Origin of the sequence: Lactiplantibacillus paraxiangfangensis (assembly GCF_036246185.1) — a bacterium.
Classification (GTDB): domain Bacteria; phylum Bacillota; class Bacilli; order Lactobacillales; family Lactobacillaceae; genus Lactiplantibacillus; species Lactiplantibacillus paraxiangfangensis.
Map to the genome: position 1 here is coordinate 11,554 of NZ_BTPW01000005.1, position 16,357 is coordinate 27,910.

Below are 16,357 nucleotides of genomic sequence, written 5' to 3' on the forward strand. Positions count from 1 at the left end.
GCGGTTAGTTTGTGAGCATTAACGTGAAATCAGCGATTATTCCTGGGTTTGGAATGGTCGCTGATTTCGGGTTAAGCGGAGCAAGCTGCCTTTTGTTGCACGTTTCGACCATAGTAATAGAAAAACCGTTCAGAAATATTTAATATTTTTGAACGGTTTTTGAGTTTTACCCCAGACTTTTTTTGATGGAGGAAAAAATGAAATTCTTACACGCTGCGGATTTACATTTAGATACGCCTTTTTTAGGGCTGAGTGACTTGCCAAATGCGCTGCAGCAGCGCTTGATTCAAGCCCCGTTGATGGCGTTGCATCGCCTGGTTGATTTAGCGTTAGACGAACAGGTCGACTTTGTCTTGCTCGTGGGAGACTTGTTTGATTCGCAAGCACAGAGTGTGCAAGCGCAGGCCGCTTTGATGAATGAATTAGAACGGCTCCACCGGGTTCAAATTCCGGTACTCCTGTCATTTGGGAACCACGATTTTCAGTCTGACTTAACAACTTGGCATTTTCCAAGTAACGTGCACGTTTTTGGCCCCCAAGTTACGACGGTCACACTGACAACTAAGGCACAGGAAAAGGTTGCTATCAGTGGCTTTAGCTACAGTCAACGCTGGATTCAAGATGATTTGACCAGCCAATACCCGTTGAAGACGAGTGCGGTCGATTATCAGATTGGCACGCTTCACGGGCAAGTTGGTCAGGCGGGGGACCACTACGCCCCGTTCAACGTGGGGGAGTTGTTAGCCAAACACGATGATTATTGGGCGCTAGGTCACATTCATCAACGCCAAGTATTAAATGCCCAGCCACCCGTCGTTTACGCGGGTAATATTCAGGGTCGCCACCGTGGTGAAACTGGTCCTAAGGGCTGTCTAATCGTTACGAGTCAACCAGATCATACCTTGCAATCGACCTTTAAACCGCTAACGGACATTATTTGGACGGATGTAACCGCGAATTTGGCGGGAACTTATAATCGAACCGACTTGTTGAACATTTTAAGTGATCAACTCAATCAGGAGTGTCACGACGGTCTGCAATTGGTCAGCTTAACGTTACCAACCGCGGTCCAGCTGGATGCTAACGTACAACTGGCACTTAATCAGGGTGCGCTCTTGGCACAATTGCGGGAACGGGCAACTGACCATTGGTGGCCCGTTCAAATCGAACAAGCGGCCAATTCAGCTGAAGCCACGTCCTTTGGCGTCAACCAAGCGACGTGGCAATCCGCCGGGCAGCAAGTTGTGACGGCGGATGCGATTGCTGATTTAGCGGCTAATTTATTAACTGAAGACTTTTTAAATACGGCGTTGTTAGAAACGATGACGCCAGCTCAGTGGCAAGCACAGGTGATGCGACTGCTGACGGATCAATATCACGTGACGACGGGGGGGACGGACGATGTGGATTAAGCACGTTGAAATTGCCGGATTCGGTAAATTTCACCAGCAAAGTTTTGATTTTTCAGACGGGTTGCAAGTGGTTTACGGGCAAAATGAGTCGGGTAAATCAACCTTACGCGCCTTTATTTTAGGGATGCTGTTTGGTTTCCCATCTCGACGCTACCCAGTGGAACGCTACGAACCCCAAGCAACTAGCCAGTACGGTGGGTCGCTGGACTTAGTCGTGGACGACGTGACTTACCGGTTGACCCGGCTGGGTGATCAAACGGCTATCTTAATTAATTTAGCCACGCAAGCGCCCCAACCATTATCGCTATTGGATCATTGGCTAACGCCCTATGATGAAGAGCAGTATAAGCAATTATTTACGTTTAATCAGGCGGAGCTAACAGCCATTAAAACATTACAAGCAAGTGATTTGAATACGCAGTTGCAGCAGGTCGGTTTAGTTGGAAGTGCGCCGTGGCGGGCGACGGCACAGTCGTTGCGCGATCACGCGGATGAACTCTATAAGCCCCGGGGACGGAAACCAGAGCTTAACCAGGCGCTACATCGCTACCACGACCTTCAAATCCAGGTCCAGGCTGCCAAGCAGAACTACCCGGCTTATCAGGAACTACAGGCCCAGATTCAAAGCTTGCAGACGGCGCAAGCCGCAAGCGAGCGGACGTTAAACGAGTTAAACACGCAACAGCAACGGTTAGCGGAATTGCGCAATCAATGGCCGGTGTATCAGCAGTTACAGCAATTGCGTGCGCAGGTTTCTCAGGATGGTCAAACGTTGACCCCGGCAGGAATTAAACGTGCGCAGCAATTATTACAGGAACAAACGGAGTTGCAGCACAGTTTGGCCGGTGCACGGCGACAGTTGAGCGAGCAACCGGTCGACGAGCAGTCCCAAGGGTTACTTGGATTTTACGTGAAGCATCAGACAGAATTTGAAACGTTGGAAGGTCAGCTTCCGACGCTGCAACAAGCATTCGGTCAGTACCAAGCTTTGACAGCGCAGGTGGATCAGGCTAAGACAACGTATGAGACGCAATCACAAACTCACCCAGAATTGATGGCGTGCTTGTCACCCACGAAAAAAGATGCCTTAAAGACGTTGAAACAAACGGTGACGAATTGGCAACCAGTTTCGCGTCAGCAGCATCAGCAACAACGGCAGCTTGATTGGCGACTAGTTGCGGGGGGCATCGGCGTGGTTGCTGGGATCTTTTTACCGCTCGGTGCCTTTAAATGGGTACTTGCGTTGGCTGGATTTGGCCTGTTAGGCTGGTTTGGCTATGACGAAATGAATAAACCAGCCCCGGTGAGTTCAGAACAACCGGATTTAGGCGCACAGTTAACGGCTGCCGGATTATCGCCGCAGTTGTCCGTAGAAGAAGCGCGGCAACAACTAGATCAAATTGCCGAACTGCAGCGGGCACAGGCGGCGGTCACGTCCGCCGAGCAACATGCGGCCACCCAAGCGAGCCGGGTTTGGCAATCACTGCAGGACTATCAGTTTGCGGCTGGCTGGATTCCAGTGGCGCCGGATCAGTTGCCGTTAAGCGTTAAGCGTGTCCAGCAATTTTACGAGCAAGTGCACCAATTACTACAGAAGCAAAGTATGGCTGGTCCGGACTTTGCGTTCACCCAACGTCAGGTCCAGCAGTTGACTGAGCGGGTGCGGGAGGTCGCTAATCAGCTTCAACAGCTTGCGGAAGAAAATGGTTTGGCGAATGCGGACGATTTAGCCGCAGCCATTGAGAGCCAGGCCGTTCAGACGGCGACAACGGCCACGATTGCGCAGTTAGAACGGCAATTACCACAGTCAGAACAGACGGCGTTACAAGGCTTTGCGGACGTGACGGCGTTGCAAACTGAGATTGGCACTGTTCGCCAGCAGTTAGGAACCACGCAAGCTCAATTGACACAGCAAACAAGCGGCTTAGTCACCGCACAGACGCAATTAAAACGGTTGACGGAAGACGGGCGTTACGCCACATTACGGCAACAACAGGCTAACTTACAGACTGAAATTACCGTGTTAGCCCGCCAATGGGTGACGCGGCAATTAGGGGCAAACTGGATCGAACAAGCACTGCAAACATTGACTAATCAGCAGTTACCGGCAGTGTTATCGTTAGCAACGACGAACTTCGCGCGTTTGACTGGTAAGCGGTATAATAAAATTAATTTAGACGGTAATCAATTGATGGTTACGACCACCGCAGGAGCCCGTTTTGAGGTTGCATTTTTATCCACTGCGACTAAGGAACAACTCTACCTGGCACTGCGCTTGGCGCTGATTGTTCATTTAGGTGAGCAGGCCCGGCTACCGTTGATGATTGATGATGGGCTGGTCAACTTTGATGACCAGCGACGGACAGCTGCGTGGGAGTTGCTAAGAACGGTTGGGCAACAACATCAGTTGATTTATTTCACTAATGAGACGGCCGCAAAGACCCAGTTAGCGGCGGAAGCTGTTCTTGAATTAACTTAACCTGAACGGGGGACTTAATATGGTAAAAAAATTATTTGATTATCAGCTGGATGAACCGGTTGAAGGCTTCTTCCTGTTGAAGGATTCTGAAGTGCGAATCGCTAAGAATGGCAAAAAGTTTCTGGCCATTAATTTTCAGGATACTTCCGGTGAAATTTCTGGTAAGTTCTGGGATGCGAGTGATCAGGACGTTGAAAACTTTCAAGCTGGCCGGATCATTCATTTAAAAGGTAAACGGGAAACTTATCAAGGCAATCCCCAAATCAAGATTCAACAAATGCGGCTAACGCACGCGGGTGAACCACAAGAAGTTCAGCAGTTTGTGGAACACGCACCGCTGAATACGCAGACGATGGAAGACGAAATCAACCAATTTGTGTTTGCCATTACGGAACCTAATTGGAATCGGATTGTGCGCCACCTATTGACCAAGTTTCACGCGGACTTCTTTAGTTACCCGGCAGCGAAGAAAAACCACCACGCGTTTGCGGGTGGCTTGGCGTACCATACGTTATCCATTTTGCGGTTAGCCAAGTCCGTGGCGGATGAATATCCGCACGTCAACCGGCCGTTGCTTTACGCCGGGGCTATTTTGCATGATATGGGAAAAACCATTGAAATGTCCGGGCCCGTTTCAACGACTTACACGTTGGCGGGAAATCTAGTGGGCCACATTGTCTTGATCGACGAACAGATCGTTGAAGCCTGCCAACAACTAAAAATTGATGAACAATCTGAACCCGTATTAATTTTACGGCACATGATTTTGGCCCATCACGGGTTATTGGAATACGGTTCACCGGTACGTCCCCACATTATGGAAGCGGAGATTTTACACGACTTAGATGAGTTGGATGCATCGATCCAAATGATGCAGACTTCGATTGGGCATGCCGAACCTGGGACGTATACGGAGCGAATCTTCGCGATGGACGGGCGTAATTTCTACCGGCCGACGCATGATCAGACGAAGGGTGATTTAGACGGTCATGACGGACAAGATTAATGTTCGGAGGTGGGCGGATGCCTAAATTAATGCCCGTGACGGTCACTGACATTGCAACGCATATTAGTCAGCGGCCAGCGTACATGACCTTGGTCATTAACGGTCAGAAGTATTCTACGGCCCGTAAGCAGACGCCGTTCATATTGAAGGCTTTGAGTGAGGGAGCGGCCGCGCACGGTCGGGTGACCATTACGACTAATCGGGTGAGCCTCGCTGATGAACGTGGGCAAGTCTTCCAGACGTTAGCCCCCTTAGCCAGCGTCATTACGACGGTCAAGGTCGGCCTAATGCGCTCAAAGGTTCATGAAATCGGACCCGCTCGCCGAATTAAAGCGCGGTATACACTGATGATTGATTTAGTGACGCCGAGTGTGACGTATCGGTTACTCAACACGGCGTTAAATGGCTTACCCGCATTAGTAGCGTGGACGCAAGCTTATCAGTTAACGCTGGTCGATCCACTGAACTTGGCCGGGCATGATTTGACGCAGTTGACTGGTCCAGAATTTGAGACCATGACGAGTGGCACGCCTTATGTTGCTTGGTGTCAGACGATTGGTGCACGGTAATAAACGTGTTGTATAAATAAATCTTTTAGAAAATAAATAAGTGGGTGCTAATTTCAGGAGAAAACTGAAATCGGCACCCACTTATTAGGTCCATTAAGGCAAATAGTCATTGAAGATGGTCCAGGTAAAAAGGACTAGCGTCAAACCAACGGCAAAGGTTGTGCGTAGCCACGATGGGACCCGTACAAAGTCGATTTCATCGATATCAAAGAAGAGCGCGGCCAACAGTACGCCACCGATTAGCCCACCGAGATGACCATAAATATTAACGCTCGGATCGATCAAGTTAAAGACTAAGTTGACGATTAGTATCGAAGCCAATCGCTGACGGGCGCTTGGCGTAATTAAAGCAGCGTATGCGATTAGCCCAAAAAGACTTGTGGAAGCGCCCGCACTTACCGTGTTTTGTGAAAATAGGAAGCTGACAAAGTTCCCAGCTAGACCACTGAGCAGGTAAACGCAGCCCATTCTAATCGAACCGATTTTTTGTTCAACAACCGGTCCGACTAAGTAGAGGGTGACCATGTTTAAGCCCAAGTGAATCGGGCTGACATGGACAAACATGGGGGTCCAAAGTCGCCAATAGTCACCGGCGTTAATGAACGGAACGTACGATGCCCCGTATTTGATGAGCACTAGAGGATTAATGCTAAAAATATTACCATATTGGATTTGCGAAAAAGTTTCAAACAGGTACACGCCAATGTTGACGGCGAGTAGGAGGGTCGTTATGATTGCAAAATCGTGACTACCGAGATAAATCCGGTACCACCGTTTGAGGTTGGCCTTACGTTGATGCCAGGTGAGACCGTCATTTGATTGAAATGCCAAAAAAGATGCCTACTTTCTTTCATGAGTTAATTTCAGCATACGGTAAATGAAAGAAATGGTGGTTGTGACGGGGTAAAGAATGAGTAAATTTATAGTAAGTATGGGACAATGGTCAAATCAAGTATTTAAACGTATCCATCAATCACAGTATGTTATTGATTGTCAGTGTGATTAAATTCGGTTATTCTTTGAAGTATAGGGTTGTACTAATGATCAGTTAATAGCAGATTTGAATTACTAGGGAAGGGATTAACTTAAATGTTAGAACTTAAACACATTAAAAAATATTATCACGTTGGTGATTCGGTCACGAAGGCGCTAGATGACGTTTCCGTGGCCTTTCGTAAGCGTGAATTTGTCGCAATTTTAGGGCCCAGTGGTTCTGGGAAGACGACGATGCTGAACGGAATCGGGGGCTTGGATGTTTACGATTCTGGTGACTTGATTATCAAGGGTAAGTCGACGAAGGATTTCAAGGCGAGTGATTGGGATGCTTACCGGAACAATTCTGTCGGTTTTATTTTTCAAAGTTACAACATTATCGGTCATCTGAGTATCTTAGATAACGTCGAAATGGGGATGACCCTGAGCGGCGTTGACAATGCCGATAAGAAGGCCAAAGCAGTGAAGGCGCTCGAACGGGTCGGCTTGGGACCACATATGAACAAAAAGCCCAACCAGTTGTCTGGTGGTCAAATGCAGCGGGTCGCGATTGCCCGGGCCATCGCGAATGATCCAGAAATCCTATTGTGTGACGAGCCCACCGGTGCCTTGGATACTGAAACCAGTGTTCAAATCATGGATTTGATCAAGGAACTGTCTGCTGAACGGTTAGTAATCATGGTGACCCATAATCCTGATTTAGCCCGCGAATACGCCAACCGGATTATTGAATTTGCGGATGGTAAGATTCAGCATGATTCGAATCCTTATGATGAAGAAGCGGCCAACGAAACGTTTGCGTTACAAAAGACGAAGATGACTTATTGGACTGCCCTGAAGTTATCCTTTACCAACATCAAGACGAAAAAGGGACGGACGGCACTGACGGCGTTTGCTTCTAGTATCGGGATTATTGGGATTGCCGTTGTTTTATCGTTATCCACGGGATTTCAAACCCAAGTGAATAAGACGCAAACGAATACGTTAGCGCAAATGCCAGTCACGATTTCGCAGACGGCGCAACAGCAGCAGAAACAATCTAATAAGATTAAAACGGCTAAGTCCTCAGACCAGTCGATCACGGCACGGGTCAGTCAAGCAGATAAAGCCACGCATACCAATAATTTAACGTCCAAGTACTTAACGTATATCAAGAATATGTCGCCTAGTTTGAGTCATAACGTGACTTACACTTATAGCACGGGGATGAACCTGTTGCGCCAAGTTGATGGTAAGACGAAGTCGGTGACGTTCTCGAACAAAAATAGTAAGAGTTCGACGGCAACGTCGATGTCATCGGCCATGAGCAGCATGTCTGGTGTGGCGACATCGGTTTACCCGACGAGTGGCAATGCTAGTTTTCTGAAGAAACATTACCGGGTCGTTTCCGGACAGTACCCAACTTCAGAAAATGAGGTCGTTCTGATTGCCAACCGGGATAACACGGTCAACGTCAATGCCCTGAAAAACTTGGGGTATTCAGCCAAGAGTGGCGATCAATTCAAGTTCAGTCAAATCGTGGGCACCACTTTGAAATTAGTGACTAATAATGACTACTATCAAAAGTTACCAACTGGAAACTACTTGCCAAATAAGGTAACGGATGCGCTGTACAACAAGTCTAATAACCAAACGATTAAGGTCGTTGGGGTGTTAAGAGCAAAGACCAAGGATTCTGACAACGTGCTTGCTTCTGGGATCGCGTACAGTGATAAGTTAACGCAAAACATTATCAAAACTAATCAGAATTCGGACATTGTGAAGGCTCAAAAAGACAGTGATACGAACGTGATGACTGGTGCGAAGGTTGATTCGGATGCGCGTCAAACGTTACTCAGTACGCTCGGTGGGTCGAGCACGCCCGCAAGCATCTTAATTTATCCGAACAGCTTCAAGAATAAGGATAAAGTCTTGAGTTACTTGGATAAATATAACAAGGGTAAGTCTAAGGCGGATAAAATCGTCTATACCGACTTAGCCGGTACCGTTTCTAGTTTAACCGGTGGGCTGATGGACGCGATTACCTATGTCTTGATTGCCTTTGCGGGGATTTCGCTGGTCACAAGTATGATCATGATTGCGATTATTACCTACACGTCGGTCTTGGAACGGACTAAAGAAATCGGGATCTTAAAGGCCTTAGGGGCACGTAAGAAGGATATTACCCGGGTCTTTGATGCTGAAACAACGATTTTAGGTGTGGCTTCTGGGGTCTTAGGCGTGGTGATTGCTTGGCTATTGACGTTCCCAATCAATGCCGTTTTAAGTAATGTCACTGGGTTGAACAACGTGGCCCATTTGAATCCAATGCACGGGGTTATTCTAATCATCATTAGTACCGTTTTGACGGTGCTAGGTGGTCATATTCCAGCACGGATGGCAGCTAAGAAGGATGCTGCAACGGCTTTGCGGTCAGAATAAAATGAAAAGTAAACGTGTCGGTAGAATCACAAAAGTTGATTCCGCCGACACGTTTTTATGTTGCTTAATTTTAAGTTCGTCGTGTTTTCAAGGTCAGTAACAAGTTATTGGCCAGTTCTTCTGGTGGAACGGGATCAGGCTGTGCAAGCCAATCGTTGATCACACTCCAATAACCGCCGAGCATAAAAGTCATTAATAGTTCAACTTGTTCTGCACTACCCGCATGATGCCAAGGTGCTTCAAAATTTTGATATAACAAGGGTGCTTGTGCCATAACTGTTGGTAGGCGGGACATGAAAAGGTTACGTTGAATGAGCACGCGTAGTCGGTGACGACGTTTCCACATAAAGCGGAAGAAGAGGACGACAACTTCATCAAAGGTAACCGTTTTTGGATTGAGTTTTTGCAGCGCTTGAGCATAGTCTACTAAAAATTGTTGACTTAAATAATCTAAAATGGCCGCTTTATCTTTGAAAAAGCGATAAAAGGTTCGCCGGGAAAGCTGGGCCTGGTCCGCAATGGCTTTAACCGTCAATACTTCGTAGTCTTGCTGAGCCAACAGATCAAAAAAAGCATCGATGACCCAAGCTTGGGATTGTTTGGCAATTTTAGCGTGTCCTTCCATGATTGCTTCCTCCTGTCACAAATTGGCTGATATGTAGCACTTGTCGATTAGCCCTCGACATTTTTATTGACCCCAGTATACTAGGATTTGAAAGAAATGCCACAGCTGTGACAACCGAGATTTGCGCAAATCATCGACTTTCAATCTGACTGGGGGGTCATTGTGATGAACAAACTAAAGACCGTTTTACCCGTACTATTGATTGGCAATTTACTCTGTATGATGGACGTTTCAATTATGACAATCGTTTTGCCAAAGATTCAGAGTGCTTTTAATGTGAGCTTGGATGATTTATCATGGGCGTTAAATATTTATACGATTTTATTTGCAACGATGATTATTCCGCTGGGCCGTTTGGCGGTCCGCTTTGGCCGTAACCGGATGGTATTAGGGGGATTAATTGTCTTTGGGCTCGGGTCATTACTAACCGGTAATGCCACTAATTTACCTTGGATGTTAGTTGGACGGGCGATTCAAAGTATCGGTGCCGCTAGCATTATCCCAACGAGCATGGTGATTGGCCTGGAACTAAGTACCCAGGAAAATCGTAACAAAGTCGTCGCATTGTTAGCTGGTATTCAAGGACTCGCAGTTGCGCTTGGCCCCAGTATTGGTGGCTTTGTCGCACAGTATTTTGGCTGGCGGTGGGTTTTCTTGATGAATGTCCCATTAGTTATTTTAGACATCATTATTTTTGTGGCGGTGCTACCATTGAAACACGAAGTCACTCAGGCAATCAAGATTGACTGGCTTGGGGCGGCATTAATTATGGTAACTTTGTTCTGTTTATCCCTAGCCTTAATTAAGGGATATACCTGGGGATGGGGCTCACTGACAATATTAAGTCTGGTAGGAAGCTCAATCCTGGCATTTGTTGGGTTTATTATTCGTGAACGTCACACGACTGAACCGATGATCGATTTATCATTATTTAAGAGTCGTAATTTTGATGGCTCGGGGTTAGCCCTAGTCTTATGCAATTTCTTCTTGGGCGCATTTGCCGCGTTAATGCCGACGCTATTGACTAAGGTGCACGGTGAAGATGAGCTGAACGCCGCGTTAAAAATTACGCCGTACTCAATTGCGGTCATGTTGTCGGTAATTTTAACATCGCTATTAGTCAAACGGTTGAATAACAAATTGTTAGTAGGTACCGGTTTTGCAATGATTGCGGGAAGCTACTGGCTGATTACCCAGTTGCCGGTAAGCAATCAGTATACCAAACTTTATGTGGGTGAGATTTGCTTAGGAATTGGTTATGGACTAGTTGCTGCTACGGTGAATATTTTGGTGGTTGCCGATTTTCATGGTATCAAATTGACTGATTCGCAGAGTGTGGCTAACGTATTACGACAAGTTGGGATGATCTTGTCAATCGCTGTCTTTATGTCACTGTTGAGCAATAATGTGCAAACTGCTAAAGACCAGACGTTAACGGCTAGCCGACAAACTGTCAGCCGACTAAACGTTTCTCAAGCCGTTAAGACGGAAGCTAATCAAAAGTTGACTCGTAAATTCAAGCAGTCGAGTAATAGCAATAGCCAAGTGAACCAGCACGTTGCTTTCAAAGGGGTAACGGTTTCGAATAATCAGCGCCAACAACTCGTCCAGAAATCCACCCGGGGCGAATTAGCCAAGCTGGCGATGGAACATCACATTTCTGTGAACATGATCCCGACAGAACAACGTCAGCAGGTCCAAGCCGCTGTAGCAACTGTTGTTAATCACACGATTGACAAAAAAGTGCAGACTACTAATCAGCAATTAAAGCTAGGTGTCCACCGAATTCAGCGACGCCTTACACGTAATTTAAACGATGCTTTTCTAAAGACACTGCAAGTTATCATTCCGATGGCGTTGTTGTCGATATTAGTGGTCGTCACATTCAAGTTTCGTGAATAATGGAATCAAAAAAGCAGCCTTTATAGGGCTGCTTTTTTAATGACAGATTGTTAAATTGAGTTCAACGGTTAACTATAAAATTTCACCAACGAATTCACCCTTAGGTAAGGTATTGAAATCATAGGTTTCAAAGTCTGCAACTTGTTTAGTGTACCAGTGCATGCTTTCAGTAATCATTAGATTAACCGCTTCGTCTTTTTCTTGCAAGACTAAGATGGGGAGGTTCCGCATGGTAGCGACACCGAGTTCGTAAGCGGTCCCCGAATCAAGATTCTTAGCTTCAAAATCTAAAACGGTGACGATCACGTCAGCATCGGCAATTTGGTCCATGTCGCGGTGGAAAACTTCAGTGGCCCATGGTTTGGTGAATTGTTCGGCCTGCGCGTCTTGGTGTAACCGGGGCGAATAAAAATCCTTAACCGTCGGATTCTTGGCGAGGGCCTGTTCGAGTCGGATGACGCGGTCGACCTGTTCGGGACTGAAGAAGGGACTTGCAACGTATACTTGTGCCATAAAATGGAACTCCTTACGACAAGCAATTGAGCCTGTCACGTATTTTAATCACATGGGTGTTATTCTACGGATTAATTCGGTCACCGTCAACTAACCAAAGCCAAATTGGTCGAGTTAAAAAACTATGCGTCCCGGGACCTTTTACTTGCCCTAACCCCCACTAGTAGGGGTAAAGTATAAATTGGGTAGATGTTATTAAAAACCAAAGTCATGCTTTGGTCTAAAAAAAAGGAGTTTTTAATTATGGCCTATCAAACAATTAATCCATACAACAATAAAGTGTTGAAGAAATATGAAAACGCTTCCGATAGTGAACTAGAAGCCACGTTAGCAACCGGGCACGCACTTTATCAGCAATGGCGCAAGGAACCCGCAACTTCGCGTCAGGCAACGTTGCATAAAGTGGCAGACCTGTTACGGGAACACCGGCACAATTTAGCAGTGACCGTGACACAGGAAATGGGGAAGCTGATTGGTGAATCGGAAGCCGAGGTTGACCTTTGTGCCGACATTGCGGACTACTTTGCCGACCACGCGGACGAATTCTTACAACCAACGCCGTTGACGACTTCAATTGGGGATGCCCATTATGAAAAGCAGTCCTTGGGCGTTTTAGTCATGGTTGAACCATGGAATTTCCCATACTATCAAATTATGCGGGTCTTTGCGCCGAACTTTATGATTGGGAATCCGTTGCTGTTGAAGCACGCGTCCAACACACCAAGCAGTGCCGAAGCTTTTGTTGAAATCGTTAAGGAAGCGGGCGCACCAGCGGGCAGTTTGACTAACATGTTCATTAGTTACGACCAAGTGGCTAAAGCCATTGCTGATCCTCGCATTGCCGGGGTCGCGTTGACCGGTTCCGAACGGGGTGGGGCGTCCGTGGCTAAAGAAGCCGGCGCTAACCTGAAAAAGTCGACCTTGGAATTAGGTGGCAACGATCCGTTCATTGTCTTAGCAGATGCTGACATGGCAAAGGTTAAGCAGTGGGCACCACAAGCACGGTTATCCAATGCAGGGCAAATTTGTGCGGCTTCGAAGCGTTTTATCGTGATGCCGGATAAGTATCAGGAATTATTAGCAATCTTAAAGGAAGCCTTTGAGAATGTTAAAATGGGTGACCCGCTAGATCCTGAAACGACGCTAGCGCCATTAACCTCAATGCACGCGAAGGAGACTTTGCAAAAACGAGTCGATGCTGCGGTGGCCGCGGGTGCGCAAGTTTATTACGGCAACGAACCGGTTGACCTTCCCGGGGCGTTTTTCCAACCAACAATTTTAACGAACGTAACTAAGGATAATCCATCTTATAACCAAGAATTATTTGGCCCGGTTGCCACGGTTTACGTGGCTCAATCCGAAGCTGAAGCAATCGCCTTGGCCAACGATTCTAGTTATGGCTTAGGGAGTGCAATCTTCTCTGAAGACGTGGCACATGCCGAAGAAGTTGCTAGTCAATTGGAAACTGGGATGACGTTCATTAACCGTGCCTGGGCTACCTTACCAGAACTACCATTCGGTGGGGTCAAGAATTCTGGCTATGGCCGTGAAATGTATCGGCTAGGGTTTGACGCTTTTGTTAATGAACACTTAGTTGTTAGTGCCAATTAAACTAATGATGTTACTTGAATACTAGTTGTTATCAGCAATTAAACGAATAACGCGCAATGCAACCCCAATCGGTTTGCATTGCGCGTTATTAATTTAGAAACGATTACCAAGCGTAAGCTTCTGGTGCCGAACCACCGGGGCCGGGGAAAATGTCGTCAAGTTCGGCCAAGACGTCGGGCGATAGGTTGATGTCTAGGGCGTGAACGATATTTTCTAATTGGTCAACGGTTCGCGGTCCAATAACGGGTGCCGTAACGGCCGGATTGGCTAATAGCCAAGCGATGGCAACGTTTGATTCCGTTTCTTCCAGGTCAGCGCAGAGGTCAGCGTAACGTTGGAGTTGTGTGCGTTGAGCTTCGGTGAGCCGTTTAACGGCAGCGGCCCGCTTGCTCTGGGGGTCTGGATTGCCGTCGAGTAAGTGATCCGCTAGTAATCCGCCACCAAGGGGACTCCACGTGAGAATGCCCATGCCCAATTCCTGTGCGGCTGGTAGAACTTCAAGTTCGGGTAACCGACACAGTAAATTGTAACGGTGTTGCTCACTGACAAGTCCTAAAAAGTGACGGTTGTCAGCCGCAGCCTTGGCGTAAGCTAAGTGCCGGGCACCAAAGTTACTTGACCCAACGTAGTAGGCTTTGCCTTGTTGAATCACGTTTTCTAAGGCGCCGTAAACTTCGTTCCAGTTGATGCGATGATCGATGTGGTGCATCTGGTAAAGCTCAACGTGATCTGTTTGAAGACGCTTTAAGGAGGCGTCTAGGTGCCGATAGATTTTATACGCTGAGATTCCACGGGCGTCGTTAGGACCGTCGACAGGGTCATCCATGGGTTCGTACGTCTTCGTTGCTAGAACAACGCGTTCTCGGCGTTGATTTCCTTGAGCAAACCAGTTACCGATGATTTTTTCAGTTGCGCCTTGGCCGTAAACGTCCGCGGTGTCAAAAAAGTTGATGCCAAGTTCTAAAGCACGATCCATAATTTTAAAAGCTTCGTCCTGACTAGTTCTGGCGCCAAAGTTCATCGTGCCTAGACAGAGTCGACTGACGCGCATTCCGGTTCGACCTAAGTAAGTATATTTCATTTTGATTACTCCCCGTTATTTAATTTGTTATGTAACCTACATTAAACGTAGCAGAGCTGATGCGGTGTTGCAATTGGGTAAATAACTGAAAAGCTTGCAAAAATGATAAAATCGATGGTAATTCTTTGATTTGTGACCAATATGGTGTATAAATTAGGTTGTGCTCGTTTGATTTAAGCGCTTTTATCGCCTTAAATCAGTGAAAATTGGCTATGTAGCTGTATTGTATTTAGCGTAAAATGTTTCCCCAAGTCATAAAAATGTTTTGGGTATCTTTCAAGTTTTTATTACTTAGAGAAACATTTGCGGTAAAGTATAATAAGACAATAATTTTGATGGAGGCCAACGCATGCTAGTACAAGTTAAAAATGCCGACCAAAAACATTTGACGGCCCTTGATTTAAAACGTTTTCTAAGTCGGTATTCGGACGAAGAGCTGGAAGACATCTTGATTAAACAAGATGATCTTGAATTTCACGCGGCTTTCCTACAAACGACCCAATCCGTTCAAACGCCAACATTGTACCTCGAGGAGTATTAAGTAAAGGTTGAACGAACAGCACGGGTGCTTCAAACTGATGTGCTCAGGATAGTTGATCCAGTTAAGGTTAACTAGCAGTTGACTGTGAACATAGTGGGCTCAAAAATTAATCATGCTAAAACCAGGAAATCGGATTATACCGGTTTCCTGGTTTTGTGTTAAGCAATTAGCAGTTGGATTTTCGGCATAATTTTGTAAATAATTGTACAATGAAGATGAGTTGAAAACTCTGACAATCAGAGAGGAAGTTAATGATGACACTTACACAAGAGATTCCGATTGACGTGTTTGCACACGTTGTGACGCCTCATTTCTATCAAAAAATGTTGGCGATTGATGATAAAATTCCAGAAAAGGCGAGCTACATTCAAAATCAGGCGTTAGTTGATTTTGATTATCGGCGACAACACCGAACGATTCCGACCCGCCAGGTCATTAGTATGATGAATTTAAATCCTGAAGACTACGTTGAACCCGAACAAGCGCTGGCGCTGTGTCAGGATGCCAATCAGGAATTAGCTGATTTAGTGACGACGCACGCGGATCAGTTTTGTGGGGCCGTAGCGATGGTACCGATGAATAACGTTGCGGGCGCGCAGAAGATGATGCGTGACCAAGTGAAGGCAACGGCGAATTTGCTAGGCATTCAGTTATTTACCCGTGCTTTGGGCCGTAGTATTGCGGATCCCGAGTTTGAGGGCGTATTTAAGACCGCTGCGGAGTTAGGGCTGCCCATCTGGTTACACCCGGTTTTTGATGACCGTAAGCCTGATAATAACATCGTCTTTAGTTGGGAATATGAACTAACCCAGGCGATGCGGGAATTAGTTGTCGGCGGGGTCTTTCAGCGTTATCCCGATTTGAAAATTATTGTTCATCACGCGGGGGCGATGGTGCCGTTTTTTGCTGGCCGAATCAATGCCATTATGACGCCGGCTCAAGCAGCCGATTTCCATAAGTTTTACGTGGATACGGCTATTTTAGGGAATACCGCCGCGTTAAATCTAACGGTGGATTATTTCGGGGCTGACCACGTCCTGTTTGGGACCGACGCACCGTTTGGCATTTTACCCGTAGGTGCTAGTAGCAAAATTGCCATCGCAATTGAGCACTTACCGTTAAGCGCGGCTGAAAAGGCGCAGATTTTATTTTCCAATGCAAACCAACTGTTAGCTTTGCCGTCAAATTCCTAATAAATTTAAAT

13 protein-coding genes are annotated in these 16,357 nt (G+C 46.6%); 9 read left to right on the forward strand and 4 right to left on the reverse strand.

Features of this window, described 5'->3' with window-relative positions; genetic code table 11:
- Window positions 1-197: 197 nt before the first annotated feature.
- The 4 genes from AAA939_RS03380 to AAA939_RS03395 are packed head-to-tail and all read left to right on the forward strand — an operon-like array spanning window position 198 to window position 5,466.
- Window positions 198-1,412, forward strand: coding sequence for a metallophosphoesterase family protein (locus AAA939_RS03380; protein ID WP_338208950.1), 1,215 nt, complete (start codon window positions 198-200; stop codon window positions 1,410-1,412).
- The gene (locus AAA939_RS03385; RefSeq protein ID WP_338208952.1) at window positions 1,402-3,891 is read left to right on the forward strand and encodes an ATP-binding protein; all 2,490 of its coding nucleotides are present in this window, start codon (window positions 1,402-1,404) and stop codon (window positions 3,889-3,891) included. Before AAA939_RS03380 ends, AAA939_RS03385 begins: the two co-directional genes overlap by 11 nt.
- A 19-nt stretch (window positions 3,892-3,910) precedes the next feature.
- Window positions 3,911-4,897, forward strand: coding sequence for a 3'-5' exoribonuclease YhaM family protein (locus tag AAA939_RS03390; protein WP_338208953.1), 987 nt, complete (start codon window positions 3,911-3,913; stop codon window positions 4,895-4,897).
- A gap of 17 nt (window positions 4,898-4,914) precedes the next feature.
- Window positions 4,915-5,466, forward strand: coding sequence for a hypothetical protein (locus tag AAA939_RS03395; RefSeq protein ID WP_338230479.1), 552 nt, complete (start codon window positions 4,915-4,917; stop codon window positions 5,464-5,466).
- Between the two features lie 93 nt (window positions 5,467-5,559).
- On the opposite strand, the gene AAA939_RS03400 is transcribed toward AAA939_RS03395, so the two are convergent.
- Window positions 5,560-6,297: a rhomboid family intramembrane serine protease gene (locus AAA939_RS03400; RefSeq protein ID WP_338208956.1), complete on the reverse strand. Its 738-nt coding sequence runs from the start codon at window positions 6,295-6,297 to the stop codon at window positions 5,560-5,562.
- Between the two features lie 258 nt (window positions 6,298-6,555).
- Here AAA939_RS03400 and AAA939_RS03405 point away from each other — a divergent pair, with 258 nt between their 5' ends.
- Window positions 6,556-8,880 (forward strand): ABC transporter ATP-binding protein/permease, encoded by a 2,325-nt coding sequence (locus tag AAA939_RS03405; protein ID WP_338208958.1) that lies wholly within the window; start codon window positions 6,556-6,558, stop codon window positions 8,878-8,880.
- 70 nt (window positions 8,881-8,950) lie between these two features.
- On the opposite strand, the gene AAA939_RS03410 is transcribed toward AAA939_RS03405, so the two are convergent.
- Complete coding sequence (locus AAA939_RS03410; RefSeq protein WP_338208959.1) at window positions 8,951-9,505, reverse strand: TetR/AcrR family transcriptional regulator; 555 nt, start codon at window positions 9,503-9,505, stop codon at window positions 8,951-8,953.
- Between the two features lie 165 nt (window positions 9,506-9,670).
- Between AAA939_RS03410 and AAA939_RS03415 the strand changes: the two genes are divergently transcribed.
- On the forward strand, window positions 9,671-11,407 hold the full coding sequence (locus AAA939_RS03415; protein WP_338208961.1) for an MFS transporter: 1,737 nt from the start codon (window positions 9,671-9,673) through the stop codon (window positions 11,405-11,407).
- A 72-nt stretch (window positions 11,408-11,479) separates the two neighbouring features.
- Here the strand turns inward: AAA939_RS03415 and AAA939_RS03420 are convergent, their stop codons facing one another.
- Window positions 11,480-11,920 carry a nucleoside 2-deoxyribosyltransferase gene (locus tag AAA939_RS03420; RefSeq protein ID WP_338208963.1) on the reverse strand — a complete coding sequence of 147 codons (441 nt, stop codon included), beginning with the start codon at window positions 11,918-11,920 and terminating at the stop codon, window positions 11,480-11,482.
- A 243-nt stretch (window positions 11,921-12,163) separates the two neighbouring features.
- Here AAA939_RS03420 and AAA939_RS03425 point away from each other — a divergent pair, with 243 nt between their 5' ends.
- Window positions 12,164-13,531, forward strand: a complete 1,368-nt coding sequence (locus AAA939_RS03425; RefSeq protein WP_338208965.1) for an NAD-dependent succinate-semialdehyde dehydrogenase — start codon at window positions 12,164-12,166, stop codon at window positions 13,529-13,531.
- A 103-nt stretch (window positions 13,532-13,634) separates the two neighbouring features.
- Here AAA939_RS03425 and AAA939_RS03430 read toward each other — a convergent pair whose 3' ends face one another.
- Window positions 13,635-14,612, reverse strand: coding sequence for an aldo/keto reductase (locus AAA939_RS03430; protein ID WP_338208967.1), 978 nt, complete (start codon window positions 14,610-14,612; stop codon window positions 13,635-13,637).
- A 349-nt stretch (window positions 14,613-14,961) separates the two neighbouring features.
- Between AAA939_RS03430 and AAA939_RS03435 the strand changes: the two genes are divergently transcribed.
- Window positions 14,962-15,153 (forward strand): hypothetical protein, encoded by a 192-nt coding sequence (locus AAA939_RS03435; RefSeq protein WP_338208969.1) that lies wholly within the window; start codon window positions 14,962-14,964, stop codon window positions 15,151-15,153.
- A 251-nt stretch (window positions 15,154-15,404) separates the two neighbouring features.
- Entirely contained in the window at window positions 15,405-16,346 is a 942-nt protein-coding gene (locus tag AAA939_RS03440) for an amidohydrolase family protein (RefSeq protein WP_338208971.1), read from the forward strand.
- Window positions 16,347-16,357: the final 11 nt, after the last annotated feature.